Origin of the sequence: Nocardioides sp. LS1 (genome assembly GCF_003865225.1) — a bacterium.
GTDB lineage: Bacteria > Actinomycetota > Actinomycetes > Propionibacteriales > Nocardioidaceae > Nocardioides > Nocardioides ginsengisegetis.
Genome location: NZ_BIFF01000001.1, coordinates 54,935 through 79,157 on the forward strand (window position 1 = coordinate 54,935; position 24,223 = coordinate 79,157).

Sequence of the window (24,223 nt, forward strand, 5' to 3'; positions counted from 1 at the left end):
GAGATCTGGGCGGTGAGTGGAGAGTGACTAGTCGAGCGGCTCGAGAGTCTCGAGCGCCGCGATGAGCTCGGGCTGACGCTCCTCGAGCCACTGCGGCAGCTGGAGGCAGCTGCCGAGGCTGTCGAGGCCCTCGTCCTTCTCGAAGCCGTCGGGGTGGCTGCGCGTCGCCTCGAACATCGCGCCGGCGGGCGTACGGAAGTACACCGAGTAGAAGTAGTTCCGGTCCCGCGGTTCGGTGACGTCGATGTAGCCCATGGCCTCGAGGTGATCCTTGAAGTCGAGCTGTGCCGTCGACTCCTTGATGTCGAACGCGACGTGGTCGACCGTGTTGCGCATGTAGCCCCACGAGCCCTGCTCGACATCGGGCTGGTGGTCGATCTCGACCAGCTGGCCGGCCTTGCCGGCCGACATGGCGTAGGAGCTGACCGAGCCGTCGACCTCGCGCGACTCCAGGCCCATGCCTTCGTCGAGGAAGTAGTGCAGCTCGTCGGTCTCACGCGTGCACACGGTCACGCTGTGCACGCCGCGGACGGCAGCGGCCGGCGGGACGTCGGACCCGTGCCAGGGGAGCCGCTCGTCGGTCTCGACGCCCACGAGCTGGAAGTCGATCCCGTCCGGGTGCTGGAACCAGACGCGCCGGTCGCCGAGGCGCTCGAACTCCTGATGAGCGACGCCACGTTCACCGAACCGGTCGACCCAGAAGCTGATGCTGTCCTTCGGAACCGACAGGGAGATCGAGCTGATCTGGCCCGAGCCCTTCCTGCCCTCCGGCCTGTCCGGGCCGAACACGAAGGACGTCAGCAGCGTCCCGGGCTCGCCGTACTCGTTGCCGTAGTACAGGTGGTAGAACGGCCGGCTCCCGTCGAGGAGCACGGTGCGCTTGACGTTGCGCAGACCCAGCAGGTCGACGTGGAACTGCACGTCGGCTCGGCCGTTCGTGACTGTGGTGGTGATGTGGTGGTAGCCGTGAAAAGCCATCTTCACCCCTTCCTGGCGGGCGCCTAAAGGCCGGTGCTCCTGCGGGCACGAGCCCTGTCTTTCGAACTTTTCGGTCCGAACGGCGCGGTGGGCATTGACTGAACTGTACCGCATAGTACATTCTTGCGAGACCCACATCACACCAGTGATTGGCCCGCCGCGCAATGCCTGACGAGGAGTCCGCAGTGTTTGACCTGAACGAAGCCGATGCGCTGAGCCTCGACGAGACCGACGAGCTCGGCTCCCACCGCTCGAGGTTCCTCATCCCGCCGAACCCCTCCGGCGACGGCGAGGCGGCCTACCTCGCGGGCAACTCGCTCGGCCTCCAGCCGCGACAGACCCGCGTCGACCTGCAGGCAGAGCTCGACGACTGGGCCACCTACGGCGTGGGCGGACACACCAAGCCGCGCAAGCCCTGGGTCAGCTACCACGAGGGCCTGCGCGATCCCGCGGCCCGTCTCGTCGGCGCGCTTCCCGAGGAGACCGTCATCATGAACACGCTGACGGTGAACCTGCACCTGATGATGGTCAGCTTCTACCGACCGACCGCCGACCGGTACCGCATTCTCATCGAGGACGGCACCTTCCCCTCCGACTCGTACGCGGTCCGCAGTCAGGCAGAGTTCCACGGGTATGACGCCGACGACGCCGTGGTCCGGGTCAAGCCCCGCGACGGCGAGTCAGTGGTCCGCACCCAGGACGTCCTGGATCTCATCGAACACGAAGGCGACAGCATCGCGCTCGTCATGCTCGGCGCCGTGAACTACTACACCGGCGAGCTGATGGACATCCCCGCCATCACCGCCGCCGGCCGTGCCGCCGGGATCGTCGTCGGCTGGGACCTCGCCCACGCGGTCGGCAACGTGGAGCTCCGGATGCACGACTGGGACGTCGACTGGGCGGCCTGGTGCTCCTACAAGTACCTCAACTCCGGTCCCGGCGCCGTCGCAGGTGCGTTCGTCCACCAGCGCCACCTCGCCGACGACTCCCTCGTGAAGTTCTCCGGCTGGTGGAGTACCAATGCGGAGACCCGCTTCGAGATGAAGCCGGTCCTCGACGTCGTCCACACCGCCGACGCGTGGCAGCTGTCGAACCCACCCATCCTCGCGATGGCCCCGGTCGAGACGTCCCTGAAGATCTTCGACGAAGTGGGCATGCCCGCACTGCGGCAGCGAAGCCTACGCCTCACCGGCTACCTGGAGAAGGCTCTCGCCACCGCCCTCGCGGACGTGCCGGCGCGGGTCATCACTCCGGTCGACCCCGAGCACCGCGGTGCGCAGCTGTCGGTGCAGATCATCGGCGCCGACGCCGAGCACGTCTCCACCCGCATGCGGGACGAGTTCGGTGTCTTCACCGATGCGCGCCAGCCGGACGTCATCCGGTTCGCGCCCGCGCCCCTGTACTGCACGTTCCACGACTGCTGGCGCGCAGCGCACGCACTTCACGAAGTGCTCCGCACCGACGGCTGACCACGAATCTCGGACCGCAACAACCCACATCAACCGAAACCAACACTCTTCGGAGGTATTCATGCCGCGTCCACTCAAGACCCAGGCCGTCGTCGGGGCTGCGCTCCTGGCGCTGGCGCTCGCAGGCTGTGGAAGCTCCGGCAGGGGCGGGACCGACAAGCTCAGCGGGGGTGGCGAGCCGACCAAGGTGACCTCCGTCAAGATCGGCTTCCAGGGACCTCTGTCCGGTGACTACCAGCAGCTCGGGCTGAACGAGTTCAACGGTGTCGAGCTCGCCGTCAAGGACGCGAACGCGTCCAAGGAGTTCGGCTTCTCGGTCGAGATCGTCAAGGGCGACGACCAAGGCGACCCGAGCAAGGCGCCCGCGGCCGCCACCTCCCTCATCCAGAACCAGGACGTCCTCGGCGTGGTCGGCCCCGCGTTCTCCGGCTCGGTCAAGGCCGCGGGAGCGCAGTACTCCTCCGCGGGCCTGGCGTTCATCACGCCGTCGGCCACCAACGCCCAGCTGCAGGACCAGGGCTTCGCGGCCTTCCACCGCAGCGTTCCCTCCGACAACGTCGAGGGAACCATCGGCGCGGAGTGGCTGGCCAAGAAGGCCAAGACGGTCTTCGTCATCGACGACCTCGGTGACTACGGCAAGGGTGTCGCCGACGCGGTCCAGGCGGAGCTCGAGTCCAAGGGCGTCAAGGTCATCCGCGAGGGCGTCGACGCCAAGACCACCGACTACAGCGTCGTGGCCCAGAAGGTGAAGGCCTCGGGTGCGCAGGCGCTGTTCTACGGCGGCTACGACGCACAGACCGCTCTGCTGGCCAAGGCCATCAAGGCGGTGGGGTACGACGGCCTGAAGGTGACGGGCAACGGCAGCAAGTCCACCATCTTCTTCGACCAGGCCGGTGACGCGGGCAACGGCTGGTACTTCCTCTGCGGCTGTGCCGACGCGGCGAGCGACCCGAAGGCCAAGTCGTTCACCGACGCCTATCGTGCCGACTACAACCAGGACCCCTCGACCTTCACCCCTGAGTCGTACGACGCCACCCGGGCTCTGCTGACCGCGATCAAGAACGCGGCGGCCGCGGGGACCCTCAACCGGGCTTCGGTGGCGAAGGCGCTCAGCGAGATCGACTTCCAGGGCCTGGCGTCGCACATCAAGTTCGACGCCAACGGCGACATCGACTCCAGCGTCGCGGTCGTGAACCTCTACGTCGCGGAGAACAAGGCGTTCAAGTTCCTCGGGGACGTCACCAAGCAGCGCTAGTAGCGCGCAGCAACCTCCACGTCGGGTGTGTTCGTCGCCCAGGCCGCCGGCCGCGATCGGGTGAGCGGCGAACACACCCCGGCTCAGAAAGGTTCGTCATGGACTACGTCCACCAGATCCCTGACTACTTGGTCCTCGGCCTGACTCGAGGGTCGATGTACGCGCTGATCGCGATCGGCTACACGCTCGTCTACGGCGTCCTTCAGCTCATCAACTTCGCGCACAGCGAGGTCTTCATGTCCGGGGCGTTCGGCAGCTTCCTCGCGGTCAACGCCCTCGCCCCGCACGCCGGGTCGACCGGGGGCGCAGCAGTCGTGTTCCTGGTCGGCCTCCTCGCGGGCGCGCTCACCGGGGCTTGCATCGCGTTCATGCTCGAACGCATCGCGTACCGCCCGCTACGACGACGAGGCGCACCCAAGATCGCCTTCCTCATCTCCGCCATCGGAGCGTCGTTCTTCCTGTCCCAGTTCGCCGGCAAGCTCTTCAACCGCCTGACGAACAACAGCTTCCCCGCGTACTTCGACATCAACCACGTCGTCTTCACGGTCGCTGGCGCCGACGTACGCGTCATCCAGATCATCATCGTCGGTTCCGCCGTGACCCTCATGGTCGGCCTCGACGCGCTCGTGAGCCGGACCAAGCTCGGCCGCAGTGTCCGGGCCGTCGCCGAGGACGCGCCCATGGCGGCGCTCCTGGGCATCGACATCGACCGCACGATCTCGCGGACCTTCATCATCGGGGGCGCGCTCGCGGGGGCCGCCGGCTTCCTGTTCGGCACGGCGTTCGCCTTCTCCAACATGATGGGCTTCCAACCCGGCATCAAGGCGTTCGCCGCCGCTGTTCTCGGAGGCATCGGCAACATTCGCGGCGCCATGATCGGTGGCATCACCCTCGGTGTCGTCGAGGCGCTGATCCCACCGCTCCCCGGCGTCGGCATCCAGTGGACCGATGTCGTGGCGTTCGGGGTCCTGGTCGCGGTCCTGGTGCTCCGGCCCACCGGCATCCTCGGCGAGCGCCTCGGGAGGGTCGCATGAAGCTCAGGGAGCTCCTCACCGGCGAGCACACCCGCCGGCTCGCAATGTGCCTCGTCGGCGCGGTGATACTCGCGATGATGTGGGGACCCCAGCAAGGCAGTCCCGAGGACTACGGGTACGGCTTCAAGCACGCCGTCCTCGAGCCGCGGATCGGGCTGTTCCTCGCTGCCGGGGTGGTGGTCTTCCTCCTGGCGCCTCGCTTCGCGGCGATCAAGGCACGTCTCGCTCAGCCCGGGGGCGGCCTCTTCCTCGGCTCGCTCGCCGGAGTCGTGGTGGCGCGCGTCCTGCTGCACTGGTACGACCCGTCGGGGCACGGCAAGTTCGCCGACGCGTCCCGCGCCGCGACCGCCGGCCTGGCGCACACGTACTTCAGCTGGCTGTACCTCGTCGCCTGGGCTGCCGTCCTCGGCCTCGGGCTGGCGGTCGTCCTGACGAGGTCGCGGCGCCTCGCCGTTGCCGGGGCGGCGCTTGCCATCGCGGCCGCGGTCGTGGCACTCGTCGCGCACGCTGATCTCGTGTCGCGAGGCTCCGGCATCGACCACTCGTACGGGGCAGCGGGGACGGCTCTTGCCTACATGCTCGTCGCCTGCTCCCTCGGCTACGCGGGATGGACCTCCACCGGCGATTCCTTGCGTGACCGTGCCGTCGCCATCCGGGCGGCCATGCCGGGTGCCTTCCTGGCAGCGGCCGGCCTGTTCTTCGGCACCGCGGCTGTGGCGGCGACGACCTGGTTCTCGCCGGGGCGCTTGAACGCCGGCCTGTGGGGAACGGCGGACCTGTTCGACGGCAGCGGCATCGACCCGCTGGCGGCCACGATACAGCGCGGGGGACTCATCGCCGTGCTCGTTGCCGCAGGCGTCGCATCTGTGCTCGGCATCGTGCGGTCGACAGCAATGCTGCGCTGGGTTGCGTGCGCGGTCAGCCTGTCGGGCGCTGTCCTGACCCTTGTCACCGCGCACGCCATGGGTGCCGTCGGAGCTGCCGCCGGGGTCGACAACGCCACGAGTGCCTGGGACAACCTGGGGAACGGCCCGTGGTTCGCTCTGCTCGGGTTCCTGCTCGTGGCCGTGGGCGCTGCGAGTCCCTGGATCGGGAAGGTGACCCCAAGGCGTAGCAGCGGGGCGCGGGCCGCTTCGACCGCGGTCCTCGGCAAGATCTCGATCACTCCGGGACTGGTCGCGGGCCTGGTCGTCGCCATCGTCCTTCCGCGCGTCTTCACCGAGTACTGGCAGCAGGTCCTCGTAACCCAGATTGGCGTGTATGTCCTGCTGGCGGTCGGGCTGAACGTGGTCGTCGGATGGACCGGGCTTCTCGACCTGGGCTTCATCGCCTTCTACGCCATCGGCAGCTACACCACCGCGTTCCTCGTCGGTTCGCTGCCTATACAGCCCCCCTTCGGCGTGCACCTGACGCCGTTGGCTGCGATCCCGGTGGCGATCGGGGCGTGCATCGTCGCCGGTGTTGCGCTCGGAGCGCCCACCCTCCGGCTGCGCGGGGACTACCTGGCCATCGTCACCCTCGGTTTCGGCGAGATCATCCGGATCGTCGCGATCAACAACCCCGGGAACATCACCAACAGCACCCGCGGTCCCGAGAAGCCGGTGCCGCACCCGGAGATCAATCTCGGCATCGTGGACCTGAAGTGGGGGAGCGACCCGCTGCAGTACTGGTACCTGCTGCTGGTCATCCTCGCCGTGGTCGTCGTCCTTTTCATCCGTCTCGAGGGGTCGTCGGTGGGACGCGCCTGGGCGGCGGTGCGCGAGGACGAGGTCGCGGCGCGCGCGAGCGGCGTCGACACCACGCGGGTCAAGCTCCTCGCCTTCGCGATCGGTGCCTCGACGTCGGGCCTCGCAGGGGTCTTCTTCGCCAGCCAGGTCGGGTACTTCAACCCGGACAACTTCCTGCTCCTGAACTCCATCCTGGTTCTCGCCTACGTGGTCTTCGGCGGCATGGGCTCGATGACCGGCGTCATCGTCGGCGCCGCGTTCCTGACCTGGCTTCCCGAGTTCCTCAAGGACCAGGTTCCTGCCGACGACCGGCAGATGTGGATCGGTGCGGTCCTCCTCTTCATGATGATCTTCCGACCCTCGGGACTGATACCCGAACGTCGCAGGAAGGCCGAGCTTCAAGGTCTGGACGACCGGCCGGCGCTCGAACCGACCGCTGTCGCAGCAAGCGAGGGCCTGTGATGTCGTCGATCAGAGCCCAGGAAGCCGGCACCACCGCCACAGAAGAAGGGGCCATCGAGTCCGTGATTGACACCGTCCCGGCGGGCGACGTCCGACCGGTCTTCTCCGTCGAGGGTCTGACCCTGCGCTTCGGGGGACTGGTCTCGCTCGACAACGTCAGCCTCACCATGCACCGCTCGGAGATCCTGGCCGTCATCGGGCCCAACGGGGCAGGCAAGACGAGCCTTTTCAACTCCCTGACCGGCGTCTACTGCCCGCAGGGAGGCAGCGTCACCGCCGTACCCCGACCGGGGGGCAACGAGATCTCCGTCATCGGCCATCCGGTGCACAAGCTCAACCGCGCTGGTATCGCACGCACCTTCCAGAACATCCGCCTGTTCCCAGCCCTGACCGTGCTGGAGAACGTCCTGGTCGCGGTCGAGGCAACGCAGAAGTCCGGCCCTGTCGGCGCGATGTTGCGACTTCCCCGGCAGAAGCGTGAGGCCGTCGAAGCGGATTCGATCGCGCGGGCCCTCCTGGCCGAGGTCGGGCTGAGCGGCAGGGAGAACGACATCGCCACGTCGCTCTCCTACGGTGGTCAGCGACGCCTGGAGATCGCGCGGGCGCTTGCCACCGACCCGGGCGTGCTGCTCCTGGACGAGCCGGCGGCCGGAACCAACCCCAACGAGAAGGCGGACCTCGCCGCGCTCATCCGGCGCATCAACCGCCACCGCGGCATCAGCGTGCTGCTCATCGAGCACGACATGCAGATGGTGATGTCGATCGCCGATCGCATCGTCGTCCTCAACTTCGGCAAGAAGATCGCCGAGGGCAAGCCCAGCGAGATCCAGAACGATCCGGACGTCATCGCTGCTTACCTCGGTGCCGCCTCCAGCGACGACGAAGCGCTCGAGCAGGTGACGGGGAAGGTTGCAGCTCACGTGCCCGCCGCCGATGCCGCTGGGCGGTCCGCCGTCCGCGCGCTCGACGTGGTCGACCTCGACGTCCGCTACGGGGCCATCCCGGCCCTGAAGTCGATCTCGTTCCACGTGAACGAGGCCGAGATCGTCGCCTTCCTGGGCGCGAACGGCGCTGGTAAGACCACCACGCAGCAGACTATCTCGGGTCTCTTGCGCCCTACCGCCGGCACGATCACCTACCGCGGGAGGCAGATCAACGGCAGGCCTGCCCACGAGCTCATCGAGGAAGGGATCTGTCACGTGCCGGAGGGACGCCACGTGTTTCCCCGGATGAGCGTCCTGGAGAACCTCCACATGGGCGCGTATCGGTTCAGCCACGTGGATCCCGCCGACCTGGACCACGTATTCGACCTGTTCCCGCGCCTGGCCGAGCGTCGTCACCAGCTGGCCGGGACTCTCTCGGGAGGCGAGCAGCAGATGCTCGCGATGGGCCGCGCCTTGATGGGAAAGCCCGAGCTGCTGCTCCTCGACGAGCCGTCGATGGGTCTCGCGCCGCTCGTGGTGCAGGACATCTTCGCCATCATCGAGCAGATCAACGCCGAAGGCGTGACCGTCCTCCTCGTCGAGCAGAACGCGGCCCAGGCTCTCTCGATCGCCGACCGTGCGTACGTCCTCGAGACCGGCTGCATCGCCCTGGAAGGCACCGGCCGCGAGCTCCTCGAAGACTCTCGCATCCGGGAGGTTTACCTCGGCGAATCCGTGCGGTAGTGTACTGTGCCGTACAGTTCATTCAACGAAGAGGTGACCGCTATGAGTGAGCAGGGGAACGCGAAGGTGCTGGGCATCTCGGGCAGCCTTCGGCAGGAGTCGTTCAACACGCGCCTGCTGCACGCGTCCGAAGGTCTCGCGCCGATCGGCATGGACATCGATGTCTACGAGCACTTGGCTGACATCCCGCCGTACAACGGCGACATCGACGGCGAGAACGTCCCGCCCGTCGTCGAGGCCTTTCGCGACCAGGTCCGTGCGGCCGACGGGCTCCTGATTGCCACGCCGGAGTACAACTACTCGATCCCGGGCGTGCTGAAGAACGCCATCGACTGGCTCAGCACGGGCGACGGGGGCCAGCTGCTGGCCGGCAAGCCGGTCGCCATCATGGGCGCGGCGCCCACCAACTTCGGCTCGGTGCGCGCCCAGCTCGCGCTTCGTCAGGTGTTCGTCTGGACCGACTCGAAGCCGGTCGTGAAGCCTGAGGTCATCGTCTTCAACGCGCATGAGCGATTCGACGACGACAAGCTGGTGGACGAGGGCACCCAAGACCTGGTCCGCCGCCTGCTCCACGCGCTGGCCGCCAAGGTCACCGAAGGCTGATGACCAAACTGAGGCGCCTCATGATCCGATGGATGGTGCGTCAGATCCTTGGCGCGCCGTGCCCTGTCTGCAACGCCCGGTCCAGCGACGTCGTACGTCACTACATGACCGTCCACGCAGCTTTGAGAAGGACGACAGGGCGTCCATGAGGCGGAAATGGTGCAACGGTGCCTCCGGGACCGTTCCTCGCTGGCTCGCCGTCGTCGGCGTGGAATCCGGTTTGATGCGGCGGCATCGCGAAAGGCATCTTTGACGGAGTACGCTTCAACTTCGGAAATGCGGCTCTCGGGGTCGACCTTCCGACGTTCGTGACCTCCGCCTGGTCGTGCTTCCCAGGACTCGCCACGAACTTTTTCACCGGACGTGGGAACTTCGGACGACCACCTGGGACATGACGATGCCGACTGACGGGGACCCCAAGGTCGCGGCACCCGATCTCTACCGCTCGATGACGCGTGTCGAGCGGTGGCAGATCGACAACGCCTTCGCCGGAAGGCTGATGTACCAGGGCCGCAACGACCCGCGCTACCCCGACGACCAGGCACCTGCGGACGTCGCAAGGAAGGCGTTCGTGCGCGGCATCGCCATCTGGTACTTCGGAGCGGCTGCGCCGTTCCTGCTGGTCGGCGCCGGCGCGTACTCGTTCCTGCAGAGCGGGACTGTGAACGCCGCATCAGTAGGTGTCGCCGCGCTCGCCGGTGTCTCAGTGGCGGTGGCGATTGCCATGGCGTTGCTGCGGCTGCAGGTGGTCAACCGCTACTTTGCCGGCCAGGGAGGGCCGGCTGGAGTCGCTGTCGACCGGGACGTCCGCAAGGGACGCCTCCAGCGCGGGTTGATCCTTGTGCCGACGACGTTGCTTGCCGCGCTCGCGATCTTCGGATCGGGCGCGCGCCATGGGTCCGTCGCTGTGAGTCTCGTCCTCACCCTCTAACACCGCAAGGCACGCTCGCCGAACGCCTCCGCGCAGGCGGCGCCGGCCTAGGGGCCTTCTTCACCCCGACCGGAGCTGGGACACTCGTCGCCGAAGGCGGCCTGCCCTGGCGCTACAACAGCGACGGGTCTGTCGCGCTTGCCTCCCCGCCGAAGGAGGTCCGGACCTTCGGAGGCAAGGAGATGGTCCTCGAAGAGGCCATCACCACAGACTTCGCGCTCGTGCACGTCGCAGTCGCCGACAAGGCCGGGAACTGCGCCTTCCACGCCGCAGCCCAAAACTTCAACCGATCCGCGGCTATGGCCGGACGCATCACGATCGTCGAAGCCGAACGGGTCGTCGAAGTCGGAGAACTCGAGCCCGACAACATCGACCTTCAAGCCGTCTACGTCGACCGGATCGTGCGACTCACCCCCGAGCAAGCTGACGCAAAGGGAATCGAGAAGCGCACAACACGCGGACACCGGCCGACCAATCCGGACACGAACGAAACGGCGGCAACCTGACATGGCTTGGACGCGAGACGAGATGGCCGAACGGGCAGCCAAGGAACTCTCCCACGGCCAATACGTCAACCTCGGTATCGGCCTTCCAACCCTCATCCCCGAGTACCTGCCTATTGGTTCCGGGGTCACGCTTCACTCCGAGAACGGGGTCCTCGGGGTCGGACCGTTCCCGTACGAGGACGAAGTCGACCCGGACCTCATCAACGCTGGCAAGCAAACCATCACGGTCAGTCCGGGAGCGTCCTACTTCGACTCCTCCGAGAGTTTCGCCATGATCCGCGGCGGACACATCGACGTCGCGGTCCTCGGTGGCATGCAGGTGTCGATGACAGGTGACCTGGCCAACTGGATGGTGCCCGGAGCGATGGTCAAGGGCATGGGTGGCGCCATGGACCTCGTCAACGGCGCTCGCCGCATCATCATTCTCATGGAGCACATGACGAAAGATGGCAACCCCAAATTGGTCGAGCGGTGCAACCTCCCGCTGACAGGACGCGGCGTCGTCTCCCGGGTCATCACTGACCTAGGCGTGCTCGACGTCGCCGGCAGCGGGTTCAAACTCGTCGAACTAGCGCCCGGCGTCACAGCGGAAACCATCGTGTCCACCAGTGGTGCGCCCATCCTGATCTAGATCAACTCATCGAGATTTCAGAGGTCCACCGGCAACGACCTCGGGATCCGCCTGAGGTGGGCATCAAAGTGCTGCGCACTCCTCAGTTCGCTGCACGTCGGCCGACCTTCTGCCGTCCTCGCGACTGGATCTAGCCGGTCGTAGTAGCAGTACGACGAGCGAAGCGAGAGCACAACTGCAGACGGCGATTGCCATCGCCAGGAAACCCGGGCCGAACGCCCCCATCGCGGCTGCAGCTGAGCCGCCGATGGCGAACTGCACAAGCCCCTGCAGCGATGCGGCGGCACCGGCATTGGAACCGTGGTCTGCCATTGCGAGCGAGGTTCCAATCGCGAGGACTGGACCAACAACCGCAACTGTCGCGAACAGACTCACCAAGAGCACTACCAAGCCGAGGTTGAAGATGGCCGCCACGAGAACACCAAGCCCGCCCGCAGCCCCGATCGAAAGACTCAACCGCATCAGCGTACGCTCATCCGCGAACCGGCCAACCACCCTGCCGTTGATCTGGCCCATGAGAAGCAAGCCAAAGCCGTTCAGCCCGAATACCAAGCTGAACTGCTGTGGAGACAATCCGAATGCCTCCTGAAGTACAAACGAAGAACCAGTGATGTAGGCGAACATCGCAGAGAACATCAACGACGTAGCGAGCACGTACCGCACGTACTCGAGGTCGCAAATCAGCAAGCCATAAGTCTGAAACTGAGCTCTGAAACCGGGCGGACGGCGCCGTTCAGACGGCAGGGACTCCCGAAGCCCAGTCGCTACAGCGATCGTCAGCACCGCCCCAACGACCGCTAGCAACGCGAACACCGATCGCCACGACGAGAACCTCAACAGCTGCGCCCCAAGCAGCGGAGCAAGAACAGGCCCAGCGCCCGTAAAAAGCATGAGCGTGGAGAAGAATCGAGTCATCTCGGTTCCCTCGAACCTGTCTCGCACGATCGCACGAGATATGACAGCAGACGCGCCCGCACCGAATGCCTGGATCACGCGCGCCGCCACAAGCAGCCCAACGGTAGGCGCTACCGCACACAGGACCGAACCCACGGTAAAGATCGAAAGACCAACCAGTAGCGGACCTCGCCGCCCAAAACTGTCCGAGACAGAACCAAAAACGAGCTGGCTCAAGGCGTAGAAGGCAACGAATGCGATGAGCGTGAGCTGGATGCCCAGCGTCCCCGTGTGCAGCTCGTCAGCCATCTTCGGCATTGCCGGCAGATACATGTCGGTGGTCAGCGGGCCGAACGTGCTCAACGCTCCAAGCAGCACAATCAGGCCGCCGCGGCGGGGATGCTTTGCCTTCGAACTCAGTACCGGGATTATGTTCACATCATTATGATTGCATAATCAGCCTACAGCGGCAACGCGGGGTGCTGCGGCTCGCAAAGTTCGGCCTCGATCGCTGCGGCGACCTGGAGTGCATCGACGTCGCGTCCGTGGCCTGCGGTCACTTGAACGCCCAGCGGCATGCCGCCCGAAAATCCCACGGGCACAGCACAGGACGGCAATCCAGTCAGGCTTTGCGGCGATGCTTCGCGCATGACGCCGGACCGAAATTCCGTTTCCGTCTCCGCGGACCGGTCCTCGATCTTCCGCGCCGAAACGTTCACGATAGGGCCGACCAGAGCGTCGACGGTATTGAACGACCGTTTGAGCGTCTCGGCGAACCTCTCTCGGCTCGCCAATGCTTGCGTGTAGGCCCCCGGGGCCAGGGATTCTGCGAACTCCAGGCGCTGTCGGACGTCGTCTCCGTAGTCGCTCGCCTTCATCGGCCAGGTGCCTGCTTCGGTGTGTGTGCGAAGGCCCTCGCTGAGCACGATGGTCGAGAGGAGCTCGTACGGGTCGAGATCCGGGGCGTCGAATGGGGAGGCGACGATTTCGATTTGAGGGTTCTTCGCAAGTGAGTCGAGGGCGCGTCCAACGGCATCGCCCCCTCGTTCGGTGCGAGCCCCGCGCTTGAAGGACGGCATCGCGGCGACACGAAGCTTTCGCTCGCTCCTGTCCGTTTGCATCGTCGCGGGGGCGAGAACGCAATGTAGGAGCCGTAGGTCGGCCACAGTTCTGGCCATCGGGCCCACGGCATCGAGACTTGGGGCCAGCGCGTGTACGCCTTCGGTGCTGACCGTGTCGTGGGTCGGACGCAGGCCCGTCACGCCGCACAGTGAAGAGGGGATACGAATCGAGCCAGCTGTATCGGTTCCGATGGCTAGCGGCGCAAGCCCCGCAGCAAGGGCGGCGGCAGATCCGCCACTGGAGCCGCCGGGGACCATCCTGATGTCCCAGGGGTTCCGGGTCGGCCCGAAGTGTGGGTTGTCAGTTGTCACGCCCCACGCGAACTCGTGGGTGGCGGCCTTTCCAATAATGATGGCGCCGGCGTCCAGGAGTTGTTGGACGACCTTCGAGTTCCGAGTCGGCGTATGCGCTCGATAGATCGCGGAGCCGTAAGTGGTAGGGAGGAAGTCTGTGTCCAAGAGGTCCTTGACCGCTACTGGCACGCCTTCAAGTGGTCGGGCGATGCCGACATTGACTCGATAGGTGGAGTACTCGGCGTGAAGCCTGGCGAATTTGTTGATCGTGGTGAACGCATTGATGAGCGGGTTGAGGTTTTCGATGCGGCGCAACAGTGATTCCACGACGCTGGTCGGAGTCAGTTCTCCCGACTTGTAGAACTCAAGAAGATCCGTGGCTGACAGCCAATGAACTTCAAGCTGCCTGTGCTGCATATCGGCTCAAGAACACGTCGACTCCCGCGACGATGAGTTTGTCCTTCAAGTCTTCACTGAGGGGGCTGCCGTAACCGCCGTACACGAGGTTGGGCGAGACCACCAGGCCCGAAAGCTGCAAGACCGCAAGGTCGATGTCGTCGATATTGAGGTCTCCGCGCTTGACCAGTCGCGCCAAAGCCTCAGCGATGACGGGGTGAAATCGAAGTGGGCCGCGGGTTTGCCAGGCGTGTCCGAGCTCGGGGAAGCGGCGGAGTTCGCCCACGACCACTGCTCGCAGGTCCATGACAACGGGGGCTGCGATGCCGGCTACCCAAGCCCTGCATGCGTGGATGAGGTCCCCCCGGAGGTCCTCGGAGTCCGCCAGCCGGCGCTCGACTATCTGCACACCCTCCTTGAGCGCTTCGTCGAGCTCGTGGTTGATGATCGCGATGAAGAGGGCCTCTTTGCTGCCGAAGTGGTTGTACACGGTGACCTTGGAGACGTTCGCCTCGGCTGCCACGGTGTCCATTGACACCCCATAGCCGTTCGCCAAGAAGGTTTCGCGAGCCGCGGCCACGATAGCCGCACGCTTCGCTTCAGCCCTGCGCCCTTCCGGTCGCCGAACCTCCGCGGCCTTCGCGCCGCTCGTCTTCTTGGTCTCCGCCATTGGATTCCATCGCCTCTTCTAGAACGCAACTGTCCCACTGAAGCCGCAACTGTACCCGTTCGTACAGTCCAAGTGCGAGCGTGAAACGCACCTCGTGCCGAATCGGCTGCCAGAGAGCAACGCCCCACCTGCTGGCGAAGTGCCGTCGAGCGCCTCAGCGCGAAGTGAGGGGAGCGACCACCTCTCGTCGGAGCACCGTCTTCGGCAGCGGGGTCGACAGGATCAGCGTCGTTGAGGCGCGGCTCCATCGGGCAAGCCTGTCGATGAGGTTCTCCAAGTGCTCGACGTCGCGAGCGTAGGCAATCAGGACCGAGCAGTCATCGCCGCTCACCCGGTGCATCTCGACCACCTCGGGGAACAGATCGGGGTCCAGTTCGCGTCGCACACACCTGATCGTGTTCTCGCATCCCATCCGGATGATGGCCCGGATTCCAAGACCCACGGCCTGAGGGCTAACGACGGCCGAGTATCCAAGGATGACCCCCGACTGCTCCAAGCGCTTGACCCTCTCAGCCGTCGCTGGCGCTGACAGCGAGATCTGACGCGCCAACTCCCGAATCGAGATCCGGCCGTCCCGCTGAAGGAGCTCCACAATGCTCCAGTCGATGTCATCCATGAAACCAATGCTAAGCCGCCCGATGAAAACACCAGCAAAACGTAAGGCAGATGGCGGCACACACCCACCATATGCTCATGTTTGAGCCGCGATGTCCGCATTAGCGTTGACGGCATGTCGAACGCATGGACCGCACTAGAGCGTGAGTACTCGCCCAGCAGCATGGTCGAAGATCTGGATGCTCTTGAGGCCGAGTACGCATCTATGAGTGCCAGCGTCCGTGCGCAAACCCCGCCCACCACCCATCGGTTTGGCGACCGCGAGGACGAGGTACTCGACCTCTTCGTCCCAGCCAGCGGGAACACCGGCATTCTTCACGTTTTTCTCCATGGCGGGTACTGGCAGGCCCTAAGCAAGGACGACGCGAGCTTTCCGGCCAAGTGGTTCAACGCCCGCGGCAATTCCTATGCCGCGGTGAACTACACCCTGGCGCCCAATGCCAGTCTCGACGTCATCGTTGAGCAGTGCCGCAAGGCCGTCGGATGGCTCCACGCCAACGCGGCGGAACTTGGATTCAGCGCCGATCGCATCATCGTCTCCGGCTCCTCGGCAGGTGCTCACCTAGCCGCCATGGTGTCACTCACCGACTGGGCCTCACGCGGCATCGAAGCCAACCCAGTGAAGGGCGTCGTCCTGCTCTCTGGTGTCTACGAACTCAGTCCGCTCATCAGCACCTACATCAACGACGCTGTGAAGCTCACCCTTGAGAGCGCACTCGAACTGAGCCCACTGCTGCTCCTCGCCGGCCGACGCACCACGACGCCCTTCATCGTCACCTGGGGTGAGCACGAAACCGGCACCTTCAAGCGCGAGAGCCAGGCCATGGCAGACGCCCTCATCCGAAGCGGTGCTGAGGTCTCTGAGTTCGAGATCTCCGGCCGCAACCACTTCAACCTCGTACACGACTTGTCAGACCCGAGCACCGACCTCGGACGTGAAGTTCTTGAGAAGGAAAGGAAATGGACAAATGGCAGCACCGATTGAGCCGCGCAACCTGGACGTAGCTAGCGAGGCGGTTCGCGCAGCGCAGTCCGCATCGACCGGCGGAAAGCCGATGCTCGACTTCGAGGGAGAGAGCACCCCGTACATCGACTACCAGTCGATCGACGTACTGCTCTCGCTCCAGCACCCGAGGAGCCCCTCTCACGAGGAAATGACGTTCTACGTCGCCGGCCAGGTGATGGAACTGCTCTTCAAGCTCACCGTCAACGAGGTCCAGGAAGCACAGCGCCAGCTGAACGAGGACAACTTCGGCGCTTCGATGAAGTACATCCGTCGCGTCAAGGAGATCCTTGGGCTCCTGCGCGGCCTCTGGCCGATGCTCGACACCCTGACGCCGAATGACTTCAACTCGTTCCGCGACTACCTCGGCACCTCCTCCGGTTTCCAGTCGTACATGTACCGCGCTCTGGAGTTCAGCCTCGGTAACAAGAACGAGCACATGCTCAAGCCGCACCAGGGTGTTCCGGTCATCTACCCGGCGCTCGTTGAGGTGTTCGAGGCGCCGAGCTTGTGGGACACCGCGAACGCGGCTCTGAAGCGGAACGGTCACAACATCGACCAGGCCTACCTGGACCGCGACGTGACCGCGAACTACGAGGTCGATGCGTCTGTCACCGCCGCGTGGCTGGCTATCTATCGGAAGAACGACCCCGAGGACGTCTTCTTCCAGCTCGGCGAGGCCCTGATGGAGCTTGCCGATGCGTTTAGCCACTGGCGAATGAAGCACCTGCTCACCGTTGAGCGAATCATCGGTTTCAAGATCGGCACCGGCGGCACATCCGGCGTCGAGTGGTTGCGGACAATCGTCAACCACCGGTTCTTCCCGGAGCTGTGGGAAGTCCGTACTCAGCTCCCCTGACCAAGGTAGTCCGACCCAAACGTAACGGCTGACCGTCCCTTGGGACGGTCAGCCGTTACGCAATCTTCGGTGTTCGAACGCAGCCCGCGTCGGGGCCTACGGTCTCGAACGCCTCTAGGTCGTGGTCAGCGCAATGACTGGAATTCGACGAGACGTTCTGGTCTCGTACTCACGAAAGTCTGGCCACGTTTCGGCCTGCAGAGCGTAGAGACGGTCGCGTTCCTCACCGAGGACCTCGGCCGCGACCACGGTCTCTTCAACACCGTTGACCTCGATCGTTGCCGAGCCGTCGCGAAGTAGGTTCCCGTACCAAACAGGGTTTTCCGGGAGCCCGGAGTGTGACGCGATCACGATGCGTCGGCCCCCGTCCTCGAGGTACATCATCATGTTTGCGCGATCGTGGCCGTCGTCGGCGTCGGCGGTGTGCAGGATGAGGAGCGGGATACCGGAGAACTCGCCGCCGAGCACACCGTTGTTCTCGCGGAACTCAGCAAAAAGAGCAGCGGCTTTCGCATCCCACTCTGCTGGCGTCATGGTCACTTGGACTGCCTCCTCGGAGATCGAACATCAACTGTACGGATAAGTACAGTTGATGTTCGACTAGTTCGCAACTGGTGGCTGCCCCTGCTGGCGGATCGCAAATGCAGGAGAGGAGTGTTATCGGGCGAAGTGATCGAAGATCAGCTTGGTTTCGGTGCGAAGAACCTGATTGCTCCCGAGGTCCTCGGACACCAGTGCCCGTAGTTCGTTGGTGTCGCTCACTGCGACGTGGACAAGGAAGTCGTCGCTTCCGGAAACGAAGTAGACGTTCTGCACGGCTGGCAATCGCTGGACTCCTTCGACGAACTCGTCGACGGCTCCGCGCGCGGTCGACCTGACTTGTACAGCGATCATGGCCTGGATTGGGCGTCCGAGCGCGGCCGGGTCGACGTCGGCGTGAAAGCCACGGATGACGCCTGCGTCGCGCAGTTTGCGCAGTCGGGTCAGACAGGTCGACGGGGCGATGCCCACCCGGCTGGCAAGCTCGTTGTTTGGCATCCGGCCGTCGAGTCGAAGCAGCTGCACAAGGGCGCGGTCGACCTCATCCAGCTGCTGAATATTGTTCGGAGCCACCAGTGCGTCCCTTCGTCCAGATGAAGAAGATGCAAAAGAACGGGGACAAACAGAAATCATCTGCCGATCAGTTGCGCACCTATCTCCCTAATGATCAAGATCATGCCACCAACCACACTAGGGAGTACAGATGCAGGTCGGCGTTGTTTCCGAGATCAAGAACCACGAATATCGGGTCGCACTTACCCCCGGTGGGGCAGCCGAACTGGTCCGCCGGGGCCACGACGTGCTCGTCCAGGCGGGCGCTGGCCAGGGCGCTCAGTTCGCCGACGGCGAGTACTCCGACGCCGGCGCAATCATCGTCCAACGCGCCTCCGACGTTTGGGCAGACTCCGAGCTCCTGCTGAAGGTCAAGGAGCCCATCGCAGCCGAGTACGACCAGCTGCGCGCCGACCAGGTGCTGTTCACCTACCTCCACCTCGCTGCCGATGCTGACGGCACCCAGGCCATCCTGGACTCTCGCACCACGGCGATCGCATACGAGACCGTCCAGGAAGCGGACGGCTCTCTGCCTCTCTTGGCGCCGATGTCGGAGGTCGCCGGTCGTCTGGCAACCCAAGTCGGCGCGTACCACCTCATGAAGCCGAACGGCGGCCGAGGAGTCCTGCTCGGTGGAGTGCCGGGGGTTGCTGGCGCGAACGTACTGGTCATCGGCGGCGGGGTGTCTGGCTTCCACGCAGCCTCGATGGCGGTCGGGCTTGGTGCCGACGTCACCATCCTCGACCTCAGCGCCAACCGCCTGCGTCAGCTCGATGCGCACTTCAACGGTCGAGTCAAGACCGTTGTGTCCACCGGACACGAGATCCAGCAGCGGCTGCTCGACGCCGACCTCGTCATCGGTGCCGTGTTGGTCCCTGGCGCCAAGGCGCCGAAGCTCGTCAGTAACGCAGACGTCGCCACGATGAAAGCAGGCTCCGTCCTCGTCGACATCGCCATCGACCAGGGCGGCTGCTTTGAAGACTCGCGTGCCACGACCCACCAGGACCCCACGTTCGAGGTGCACAACAGCATCTTCTACTGCGTCGCCAACATGCCGGGTGCCGTCGCGCGCACTTCCACGTTCGCGCTCACTAACGTCACGCTCCCGTACGTCCTCAAGCTGGCTGACCTCGGCTGGCAGCACGCTCTCCGACGTGACCCGGCCCTTGCGCTTGGCCTGAATGCTCATGCAGGTGTTCTCGCCAACGCGCAGGTCGGTGAAGCGCTCGGTATCAGCGCGGAATCGCCGTCCGCGCTCGTCGGCTCGTGACGACCCGCGAGCCCTCGGAAGAGACGGTGCCGGCGGCTACAGCCGCCGGCACCGGCTCGTCACGTGTGAAGCGTGGGATGGCCGAGATGCTGAAGGGGGGCGTGATCATGGACGTGGTCAACGCCGAGCAGGCCAAGATCGCCGAGGACGCCGGCGCGGTCGCGGTGATGGCGCTGGAGCGGGTCCCGGCGGACATCCGCGCGCAGGGCGGCGTGTCCCGGATGAGCGACCCGGACATGATCGACGGGATCATCGAGGCGGTCTCGATCCCGGTGATGGCCAAGGCCCGGATCGGTCACTTCGCCGAGGCGCAGGTGCTGCAGTCCCTCGGGGTCGACTACATCGACGAGTCCGAGGTGCTGACCCCGGCCGACTACGCCAACCACATCGACAAGTGGGCGTTCACGGTCCCGTTCGTGTGTGGTGCGACCAACCTGGGTGAGGCGCTGCGCCGGATCACCGAGGGTGCGGCGATGATCCGCTCCAAGGGCGAGGCCGGCACCGGCGACGTCTCCAACGCGGTCACCCACATGCGCACGATCCGCGGCGAGATCCGCCGGCTCGGAGCCCTGCACGAGGACGAGCTCTACGTCGCGGCGAAGGAGCTGCAGGCGCCGTACGAGCTGGTCAAGGAGGTCGCCGAGAAGGGCAAGCTCCCGGTGGTCCTGTTCACCGCCGGCGGCATCGCCACCCCGGCCGACGCGGCGATGATGATGCAGCTCGGTGCCGAGGGCGTGTTCGTGGGCTCGGGCATCTTCAAGTCCGGCAACCCGGCCCAGCGTGCCGAGGCGATCGTCAAGGCGACGACCTTCCACGACGACCCCGACGTGGTCGCCAAGGTCTCCCGCGGTCTGGGCGAGGCCATGGTCGGCATCAACGTCGAGGACATCCCCGCCCCGCACCGCCTGGCCGAACGCGGCTGGTAAGCGCTCGACACCCTCAGATATCGGGTACCTGCGAACGAGCACCAGAAGGGACGAAACCGTGAACCGTGCTCAGGCATTCTCCAAGATCCTCGTCGCAAATCGGGGCGAGATCGCCATCCGCGCATTCCGTGCCGCCTACGAGTTGGGAGCACAAACCGTCGCGGTCTTTCCATGGGAAGACCGTGGCTCTGAGCATCGACTGAAAGCGGACGAGTCCTACGAGATTGGCGAACGCGGCCATCCCGTTCGCGCCTATCTGGACCCAGATGCGGTCGTCCAGGTCGCCGTCGACGCCGGAGCCGACGCCGTCTACCCGGGCTACGGCTTCATGTCTGAAAACCCTGACCTTGCCGAAGCCTGCGACAGGGCAGGCCTAACGTTTGTCGGCCCGAGCGCGGCTGTTCTTGAACTGACAGGAAACAAGGCACGGGCCATCGCTGCGGCCAAGGAAGCCGGCGTCCCGACGCTTTCGAGCGTTCCTCCGAGCAACGACGTCGACCAACTAATGACGACATGCGATGACCTGTCGTTTCCATTGTTTGTGAAGGCAGTCGCGGGAGGTGGCGGGCGAGGCATGCGCCGGGTCAGCCACCGAGACGACCTGCGAGACGCCATCGAGACCTGCATGCGCGAGGCCGAAGGCGCGTTCGGTGACCCGACTGTTTTCGTAGAGCAGGCGGTCGAGAGTCCGAGGCACATCGAGGTCCAGATCCTTGCTGACAGCGCCGGGAACGTAGTCCACCTGTTTGAGCGTGACTGCTCGGTGCAGAGGCGGCACCAGAAGGTCGTCGAGATCGCGCCAGCGCCGAACTTGAACCCGGAGCTGCGCGAACGAATGTGCGCGGACGCTGTCCGCTTTGCCAGACACATCGGGTACGTCAACGCAGGGACTGTCGAGTTCCTTCTCGACTCGGCCGGCAGCTACGTGTTCATCGAGATGAACCCGCGAATCCAGGTCGAGCACACCGTGACCGAGGAGGTCACCGGGATTGACCTCGTCCGATCACAGTTGCGCATCGCTTCAGGGGCAACTCTCGCCGACCTGGGAATCTCACAGGAAGGCATCCGTGTCGAGGGTGCCGCGCTTCAGTGCCGCATCACGACCGAGGACCCCGCGAACGGGTTCAGGCCCGACACGGGCACCATCACGACCTACCGTTCACCCGGGGGAGCGGGGGTGAGGCTAGACGGCGGGACCACCTACACCGGCGCTGAGGTGTCCGGTCACTTTGACTCCCTGCTGACTAAGTTGACCTGCCGTGGACGCGACTTCGACACGGCCCTGGACCGTGCCCGGCGGGCTGTAGCCGAGTTCCGCATCCGTGGAGTTGCCACGAACATCCCGTTCCTTCAAGCAGTGCTCGACGACGCCGACTTCCGAGCCGGGAACATCAACACAGGATTCATTGAGGAGCACCCCCTGCTGATCACCGCGCGATCGTCGGCGGACCGTGGCACCAAGCTCCTGACCTACCTTGCAGACATCACAGTCAACAAGCCGTTCGGGGACCTCCCGCTCGCACTGGACCCTGCTTCGAAGCTCGCGGACGTGAGGGACTTGCCCATGCCGCACGGGTCCCGCGACAAGCTCCGGTTGCTGGGACCCCAGGGGTTTGCAACAGCACTACGACAGCAGACCGCGGTTGCCGTAACGGACACCACGTTCCGCGACGCGCATCAATCGCTCCTGGCGACCCGAGTCCGAACCAAGGACCTTCTGCAGGTCGCCGGCCACATGGCCCGCACGACCCCCGAGCTCCTCTCGCTCGAGGCATGGGGCGGAGCAACCTACGACGTCGCGCTCCGCTTCTTGGGCGAGGACCCTTGGGAACGGTTGGCAGACCTGCGCGAAGCAGCACCGAACATTTGTCTACAGATGCTGCTCCGTGGCCGAAACACTGTCGGATACACGCCCTACCCGACTGCCGTGACCGACGCGTTTGTTCGAGAAGCCGCTGCGACCGGAGTAGACATCTTCCGCATCTTCGACGCATTGAATGACGTCTCGCAGATGCGGCCCGCCATTGACGCAGTCAGAGAAACGGGAACGTCGCTGGCGGAGGTCGCGCTTTGCTACACGGGGAACCTGCTCGACCCCGGCGAGACCCTGTACACCCTCGACTACTACCTCAACCTGGCCGAGCAAATCGTTGATGCAGGTGCCCACGTGCTCGCCATCAAGGACATGGCCGGCCTGCTGCGAGCTCCCGCTGCGCGGGCGCTTGTGACGGCATTGAGGGAGAGGTTCGACCTTCCGGTCCACCTGCATACACACGACACCCCCGGCGGCCAGCTAGGAACACTGCTGGCTGCCGTGGACGCGGGCGTCGACGCAGTTGACGCCGCCTGTGCCGCGATGGCGGGAACCACGAGTCAGCCCGCCTTGTCCGCCTTGGTTGCCGCGACCGACGGAACCGCTCGAGCATCAGGACTCTCGCTTCGCGCGGTCTCGGACGTCGAACCGTATTGGGAGGCGACCCGTCAGCTATACGCACCCTTCGAGTCCGGCCTGCCTGCACCGACGGGCCGTGTATATGACCATGAAATCCCTGGCGGTCAGCTCTCCAACCTGCGCCAGCAGGCGATCGCCTTGGGCCTCGGAGAGAAGTTCGAACAAGTCGAGGACATGTACGCCGCTGCGAACCGAATCCTCGGAAACATCGTCAAGGTGACTCCCTCGTCCAAGGTCGTCGGTGACCTGGCACTCCACCTCGTCGCGGTCGGAGCGGACCCGGAGGAGTTCGCGGCGTTCCCCGAACGGTTCGACATCCCCGACTCGGTCATTGGGTTCCTCAACGGAGACCTTGGCGATCCTCCCGGCGGGTGGCCTGAGCCGTTTCGGACGAAGGCTCTGGCCGGCCGCGAACACAAGGCACCCGTCGGCGACCTGACTCCGTCTCAGATGAGCAGCCTGCGGACCGAGCCGCGCGAGACTCTCAGCGAGCTGCTCTTCCCGGGGCCGACGCGCGATTTCCGCGAGTCACGGGAACGCTTCGGCAACCTCGCAGTGCTCAACACCAGTGACTACCTCTACGGACTGGTGCCGGGTGAAGAACGCGAGGTGCAGATCGAGGAGGGGAAGACCCTCATCCTTGGACTGCAGTCCATCAGCGAACCCGACGAACGCGGACTTCGCACCGTGATGTGCACCATCAACGGCCAACTTCGCCCGGTGAGTGTCCGGGACCGGTCGGTTGAGGCAGATGCACCCCAGCAAGAGAAGGCTGACCCGAACACGCCCGGTCATGTGGCGGCACCGTTCGGTGGCGTCGTCGCTTTGGCAGTAGCAGTCGGTGACCGAGTTGAGGCGGGAGACAAGGTCGCTGTCATTGAGGCGATGAAAATGGAGGCCGCAATCACGACCCCCGTGTCGGGCGTGGTCGAGCGCATCGCACTCGCTGGCGTGCAGCAAGTCGACGGTGGTGACCTGATTGTGGTGATCCGTGTCTGAGGAACGCGCAGTCCCGTCCTTCTCCGGACCCATCTTGGAGGCGCATGACTTCTCGTTGCAGGCAGCCTGCTTGGACGAGGACCCTGACCTCTTCTTCCCCCGGGGGACTCGCATAGCCGCGATGCGCCAGCTCGAGGAAGCGCGGCGAGTCTGCCGAAGATGCCCGGTCACCGCCGAGTGCCTAGCTCTGGCGCTTCGCACGAACGAGCGCCATGGAATGTGGGGCGCCACCACTCCCGACGAACGCCTTAGCCTTCTGAAGCCACGACGTCGCCGCCATTATGGCCGCTGCAACGACGCCGACGACTGGGAACCGTTCGAATCGGATGAGGACGACTATCTAGCCGCCTCCTGCTGCTGAACGGCATG

Annotated in this window: 22 protein-coding genes and 1 pseudogene; 16 read left to right on the plus strand and 7 right to left on the minus strand. The window is 65.0% G+C overall.

All coding sequences use genetic code 11. The features are described from left to right. Positions 1–27 precede the first annotated feature (27 nt). Positions 28–978, minus strand: a complete 951-nt coding sequence (locus EJF31_RS00285) for a VOC family protein (RefSeq protein ID WP_185736088.1) — start codon at positions 976–978, stop codon at positions 28–30. Between the two features lie 185 nt (positions 979–1,163). Here EJF31_RS00285 and kynU point away from each other — a divergent pair, with 185 nt between their 5' ends. The 10 genes and pseudogenes from kynU to EJF31_RS00325 all read left to right on the plus strand — a co-directional run bounded on the left by kynU (position 1,164) and on the right by EJF31_RS00325 (position 11,263). After that, positions 1,164–2,447, plus strand: coding sequence for a kynureninase (gene kynU, locus EJF31_RS00290; protein WP_260430557.1), 1,284 nt, complete (start codon positions 1,164–1,166; stop codon positions 2,445–2,447). Between the two features lie 61 nt (positions 2,448–2,508). Next, on the plus strand, positions 2,509–3,702 hold the full coding sequence (locus tag EJF31_RS00295; RefSeq protein ID WP_185736089.1) for a branched-chain amino acid ABC transporter substrate-binding protein: 1,194 nt from the start codon (positions 2,509–2,511) through the stop codon (positions 3,700–3,702). Between the two features lie 98 nt (positions 3,703–3,800). Beyond that, a complete protein-coding gene (locus EJF31_RS00300; RefSeq protein WP_125035125.1) occupies positions 3,801–4,736 on the plus strand; it encodes a branched-chain amino acid ABC transporter permease in 936 nt (311 codons plus the stop codon). Continuing rightward, positions 4,733–6,925 carry a branched-chain amino acid ABC transporter permease gene (locus EJF31_RS22030; RefSeq protein ID WP_221767398.1) on the plus strand — a complete coding sequence of 731 codons (2,193 nt, stop codon included), beginning with the start codon at positions 4,733–4,735 and terminating at the stop codon, positions 6,923–6,925. The genes EJF31_RS00300 and EJF31_RS22030 overlap by 4 nt, the downstream gene beginning before the upstream one ends. Then, a pseudogene (locus EJF31_RS22035) lies at positions 6,925–7,785 on the plus strand (ABC transporter ATP-binding protein); the annotation flags it as partial. The gene EJF31_RS22030 and the pseudogene EJF31_RS22035, both read left to right, overlap by 1 nt. A 60-nt stretch (positions 7,786–7,845) precedes the next feature. Next, positions 7,846–8,592: an ABC transporter ATP-binding protein gene (locus EJF31_RS22040; RefSeq protein WP_221767459.1), complete on the plus strand. Its 747-nt coding sequence runs from the start codon at positions 7,846–7,848 to the stop codon at positions 8,590–8,592. A 66-nt stretch (positions 8,593–8,658) separates the two neighbouring features. Then, a complete protein-coding gene (locus tag EJF31_RS00315; RefSeq protein WP_260430558.1) occupies positions 8,659–9,195 on the plus strand; it encodes an NADPH-dependent FMN reductase in 537 nt (178 codons plus the stop codon). A gap of 391 nt (positions 9,196–9,586) precedes the next feature. After that, positions 9,587–10,126 (plus strand): hypothetical protein, encoded by a 540-nt coding sequence (locus tag EJF31_RS22230; protein ID WP_260430624.1) that lies wholly within the window; start codon positions 9,587–9,589, stop codon positions 10,124–10,126. Then, positions 10,075–10,632 carry a CoA transferase subunit A gene (locus tag EJF31_RS00320; RefSeq protein WP_260430611.1) on the plus strand — a complete coding sequence of 186 codons (558 nt, stop codon included), beginning with the start codon at positions 10,075–10,077 and terminating at the stop codon, positions 10,630–10,632. Before EJF31_RS22230 ends, EJF31_RS00320 begins: the two co-directional genes overlap by 52 nt. Before the next feature lies 1 nt (position 10,633). Further along, positions 10,634–11,263, plus strand: coding sequence for a 3-oxoacid CoA-transferase subunit B (locus tag EJF31_RS00325; protein ID WP_125035128.1), 630 nt, complete (start codon positions 10,634–10,636; stop codon positions 11,261–11,263). 63 nt (positions 11,264–11,326) lie between these two features. Here the strand turns inward: EJF31_RS00325 and EJF31_RS00330 are convergent, their stop codons facing one another. The 4 genes from EJF31_RS00330 to EJF31_RS00345 all read right to left on the minus strand — a co-directional run bounded on the left by EJF31_RS00330 (position 11,327) and on the right by EJF31_RS00345 (position 15,254). After that, the gene (locus EJF31_RS00330; protein ID WP_221767399.1) at positions 11,327–12,595 is read right to left on the minus strand and encodes a multidrug effflux MFS transporter; all 1,269 of its coding nucleotides are present in this window, start codon (positions 12,593–12,595) and stop codon (positions 11,327–11,329) included. Between the two features lie 23 nt (positions 12,596–12,618). Beyond that, entirely contained in the window at positions 12,619–13,989 is a 1,371-nt protein-coding gene (locus EJF31_RS00335) for an amidase (RefSeq protein ID WP_125035129.1), read from the minus strand. Continuing rightward, complete coding sequence (locus tag EJF31_RS00340; protein ID WP_125035130.1) at positions 13,970–14,638, minus strand: TetR/AcrR family transcriptional regulator; 669 nt, start codon at positions 14,636–14,638, stop codon at positions 13,970–13,972. Before EJF31_RS00340 ends, EJF31_RS00335 begins: the two co-directional genes overlap by 20 nt. Positions 14,639–14,792: 154 nt before the next feature. Continuing rightward, positions 14,793–15,254 carry an Lrp/AsnC family transcriptional regulator gene (locus tag EJF31_RS00345; RefSeq protein ID WP_125035131.1) on the minus strand — a complete coding sequence of 154 codons (462 nt, stop codon included), beginning with the start codon at positions 15,252–15,254 and terminating at the stop codon, positions 14,793–14,795. A 114-nt stretch (positions 15,255–15,368) separates the two neighbouring features. Between EJF31_RS00345 and EJF31_RS00350 the strand changes: the two genes are divergently transcribed. Next, positions 15,369–16,238 carry an alpha/beta hydrolase gene (locus EJF31_RS00350; RefSeq protein ID WP_125035132.1) on the plus strand — a complete coding sequence of 290 codons (870 nt, stop codon included), beginning with the start codon at positions 15,369–15,371 and terminating at the stop codon, positions 16,236–16,238. Then, the gene (locus tag EJF31_RS00355) at positions 16,222–17,115 is read left to right on the plus strand and encodes a tryptophan 2,3-dioxygenase (RefSeq protein ID WP_125035133.1); all 894 of its coding nucleotides are present in this window, start codon (positions 16,222–16,224) and stop codon (positions 17,113–17,115) included. Before EJF31_RS00350 ends, EJF31_RS00355 begins: the two co-directional genes overlap by 17 nt. 114 nt (positions 17,116–17,229) lie before the next feature. Here EJF31_RS00355 and EJF31_RS00360 read toward each other — a convergent pair whose 3' ends face one another. After that, complete coding sequence (locus EJF31_RS00360; protein WP_125035904.1) at positions 17,230–17,649, minus strand: nitroreductase/quinone reductase family protein; 420 nt, start codon at positions 17,647–17,649, stop codon at positions 17,230–17,232. Positions 17,650–17,772: 123 nt separating this feature from the next. Continuing rightward, entirely contained in the window at positions 17,773–18,228 is a 456-nt protein-coding gene (locus EJF31_RS00365) for an Lrp/AsnC family transcriptional regulator (RefSeq protein ID WP_260430559.1), read from the minus strand. A 130-nt stretch (positions 18,229–18,358) separates the two neighbouring features. On the opposite strand from EJF31_RS00365, the gene ald reads away from it, so the two are divergent. From ald to EJF31_RS22450, 4 genes are read left to right on the plus strand one after another with little or no spacing between them, the layout of a single operon-like run. After that, the gene (ald, locus tag EJF31_RS00370) at positions 18,359–19,477 is read left to right on the plus strand and encodes an alanine dehydrogenase (protein WP_125035135.1); all 1,119 of its coding nucleotides are present in this window, start codon (positions 18,359–18,361) and stop codon (positions 19,475–19,477) included. A gap of 26 nt (positions 19,478–19,503) precedes the next feature. Further along, entirely contained in the window at positions 19,504–20,403 is a 900-nt protein-coding gene (pdxS, locus tag EJF31_RS00375) for a pyridoxal 5'-phosphate synthase lyase subunit PdxS (protein WP_260430612.1), read from the plus strand. Positions 20,404–20,461: 58 nt separating this feature from the next. Beyond that, positions 20,462–23,854, plus strand: a complete 3,393-nt coding sequence (locus EJF31_RS00380; protein WP_125035137.1) for a pyruvate carboxylase — start codon at positions 20,462–20,464, stop codon at positions 23,852–23,854. Beyond that, a complete protein-coding gene (locus EJF31_RS22450; RefSeq protein ID WP_307718959.1) occupies positions 23,847–24,215 on the plus strand; it encodes a WhiB family transcriptional regulator in 369 nt (122 codons plus the stop codon). The genes EJF31_RS00380 and EJF31_RS22450 overlap by 8 nt, the downstream gene beginning before the upstream one ends. The last annotated feature ends 8 nt before the right edge of the window (positions 24,216–24,223 follow it).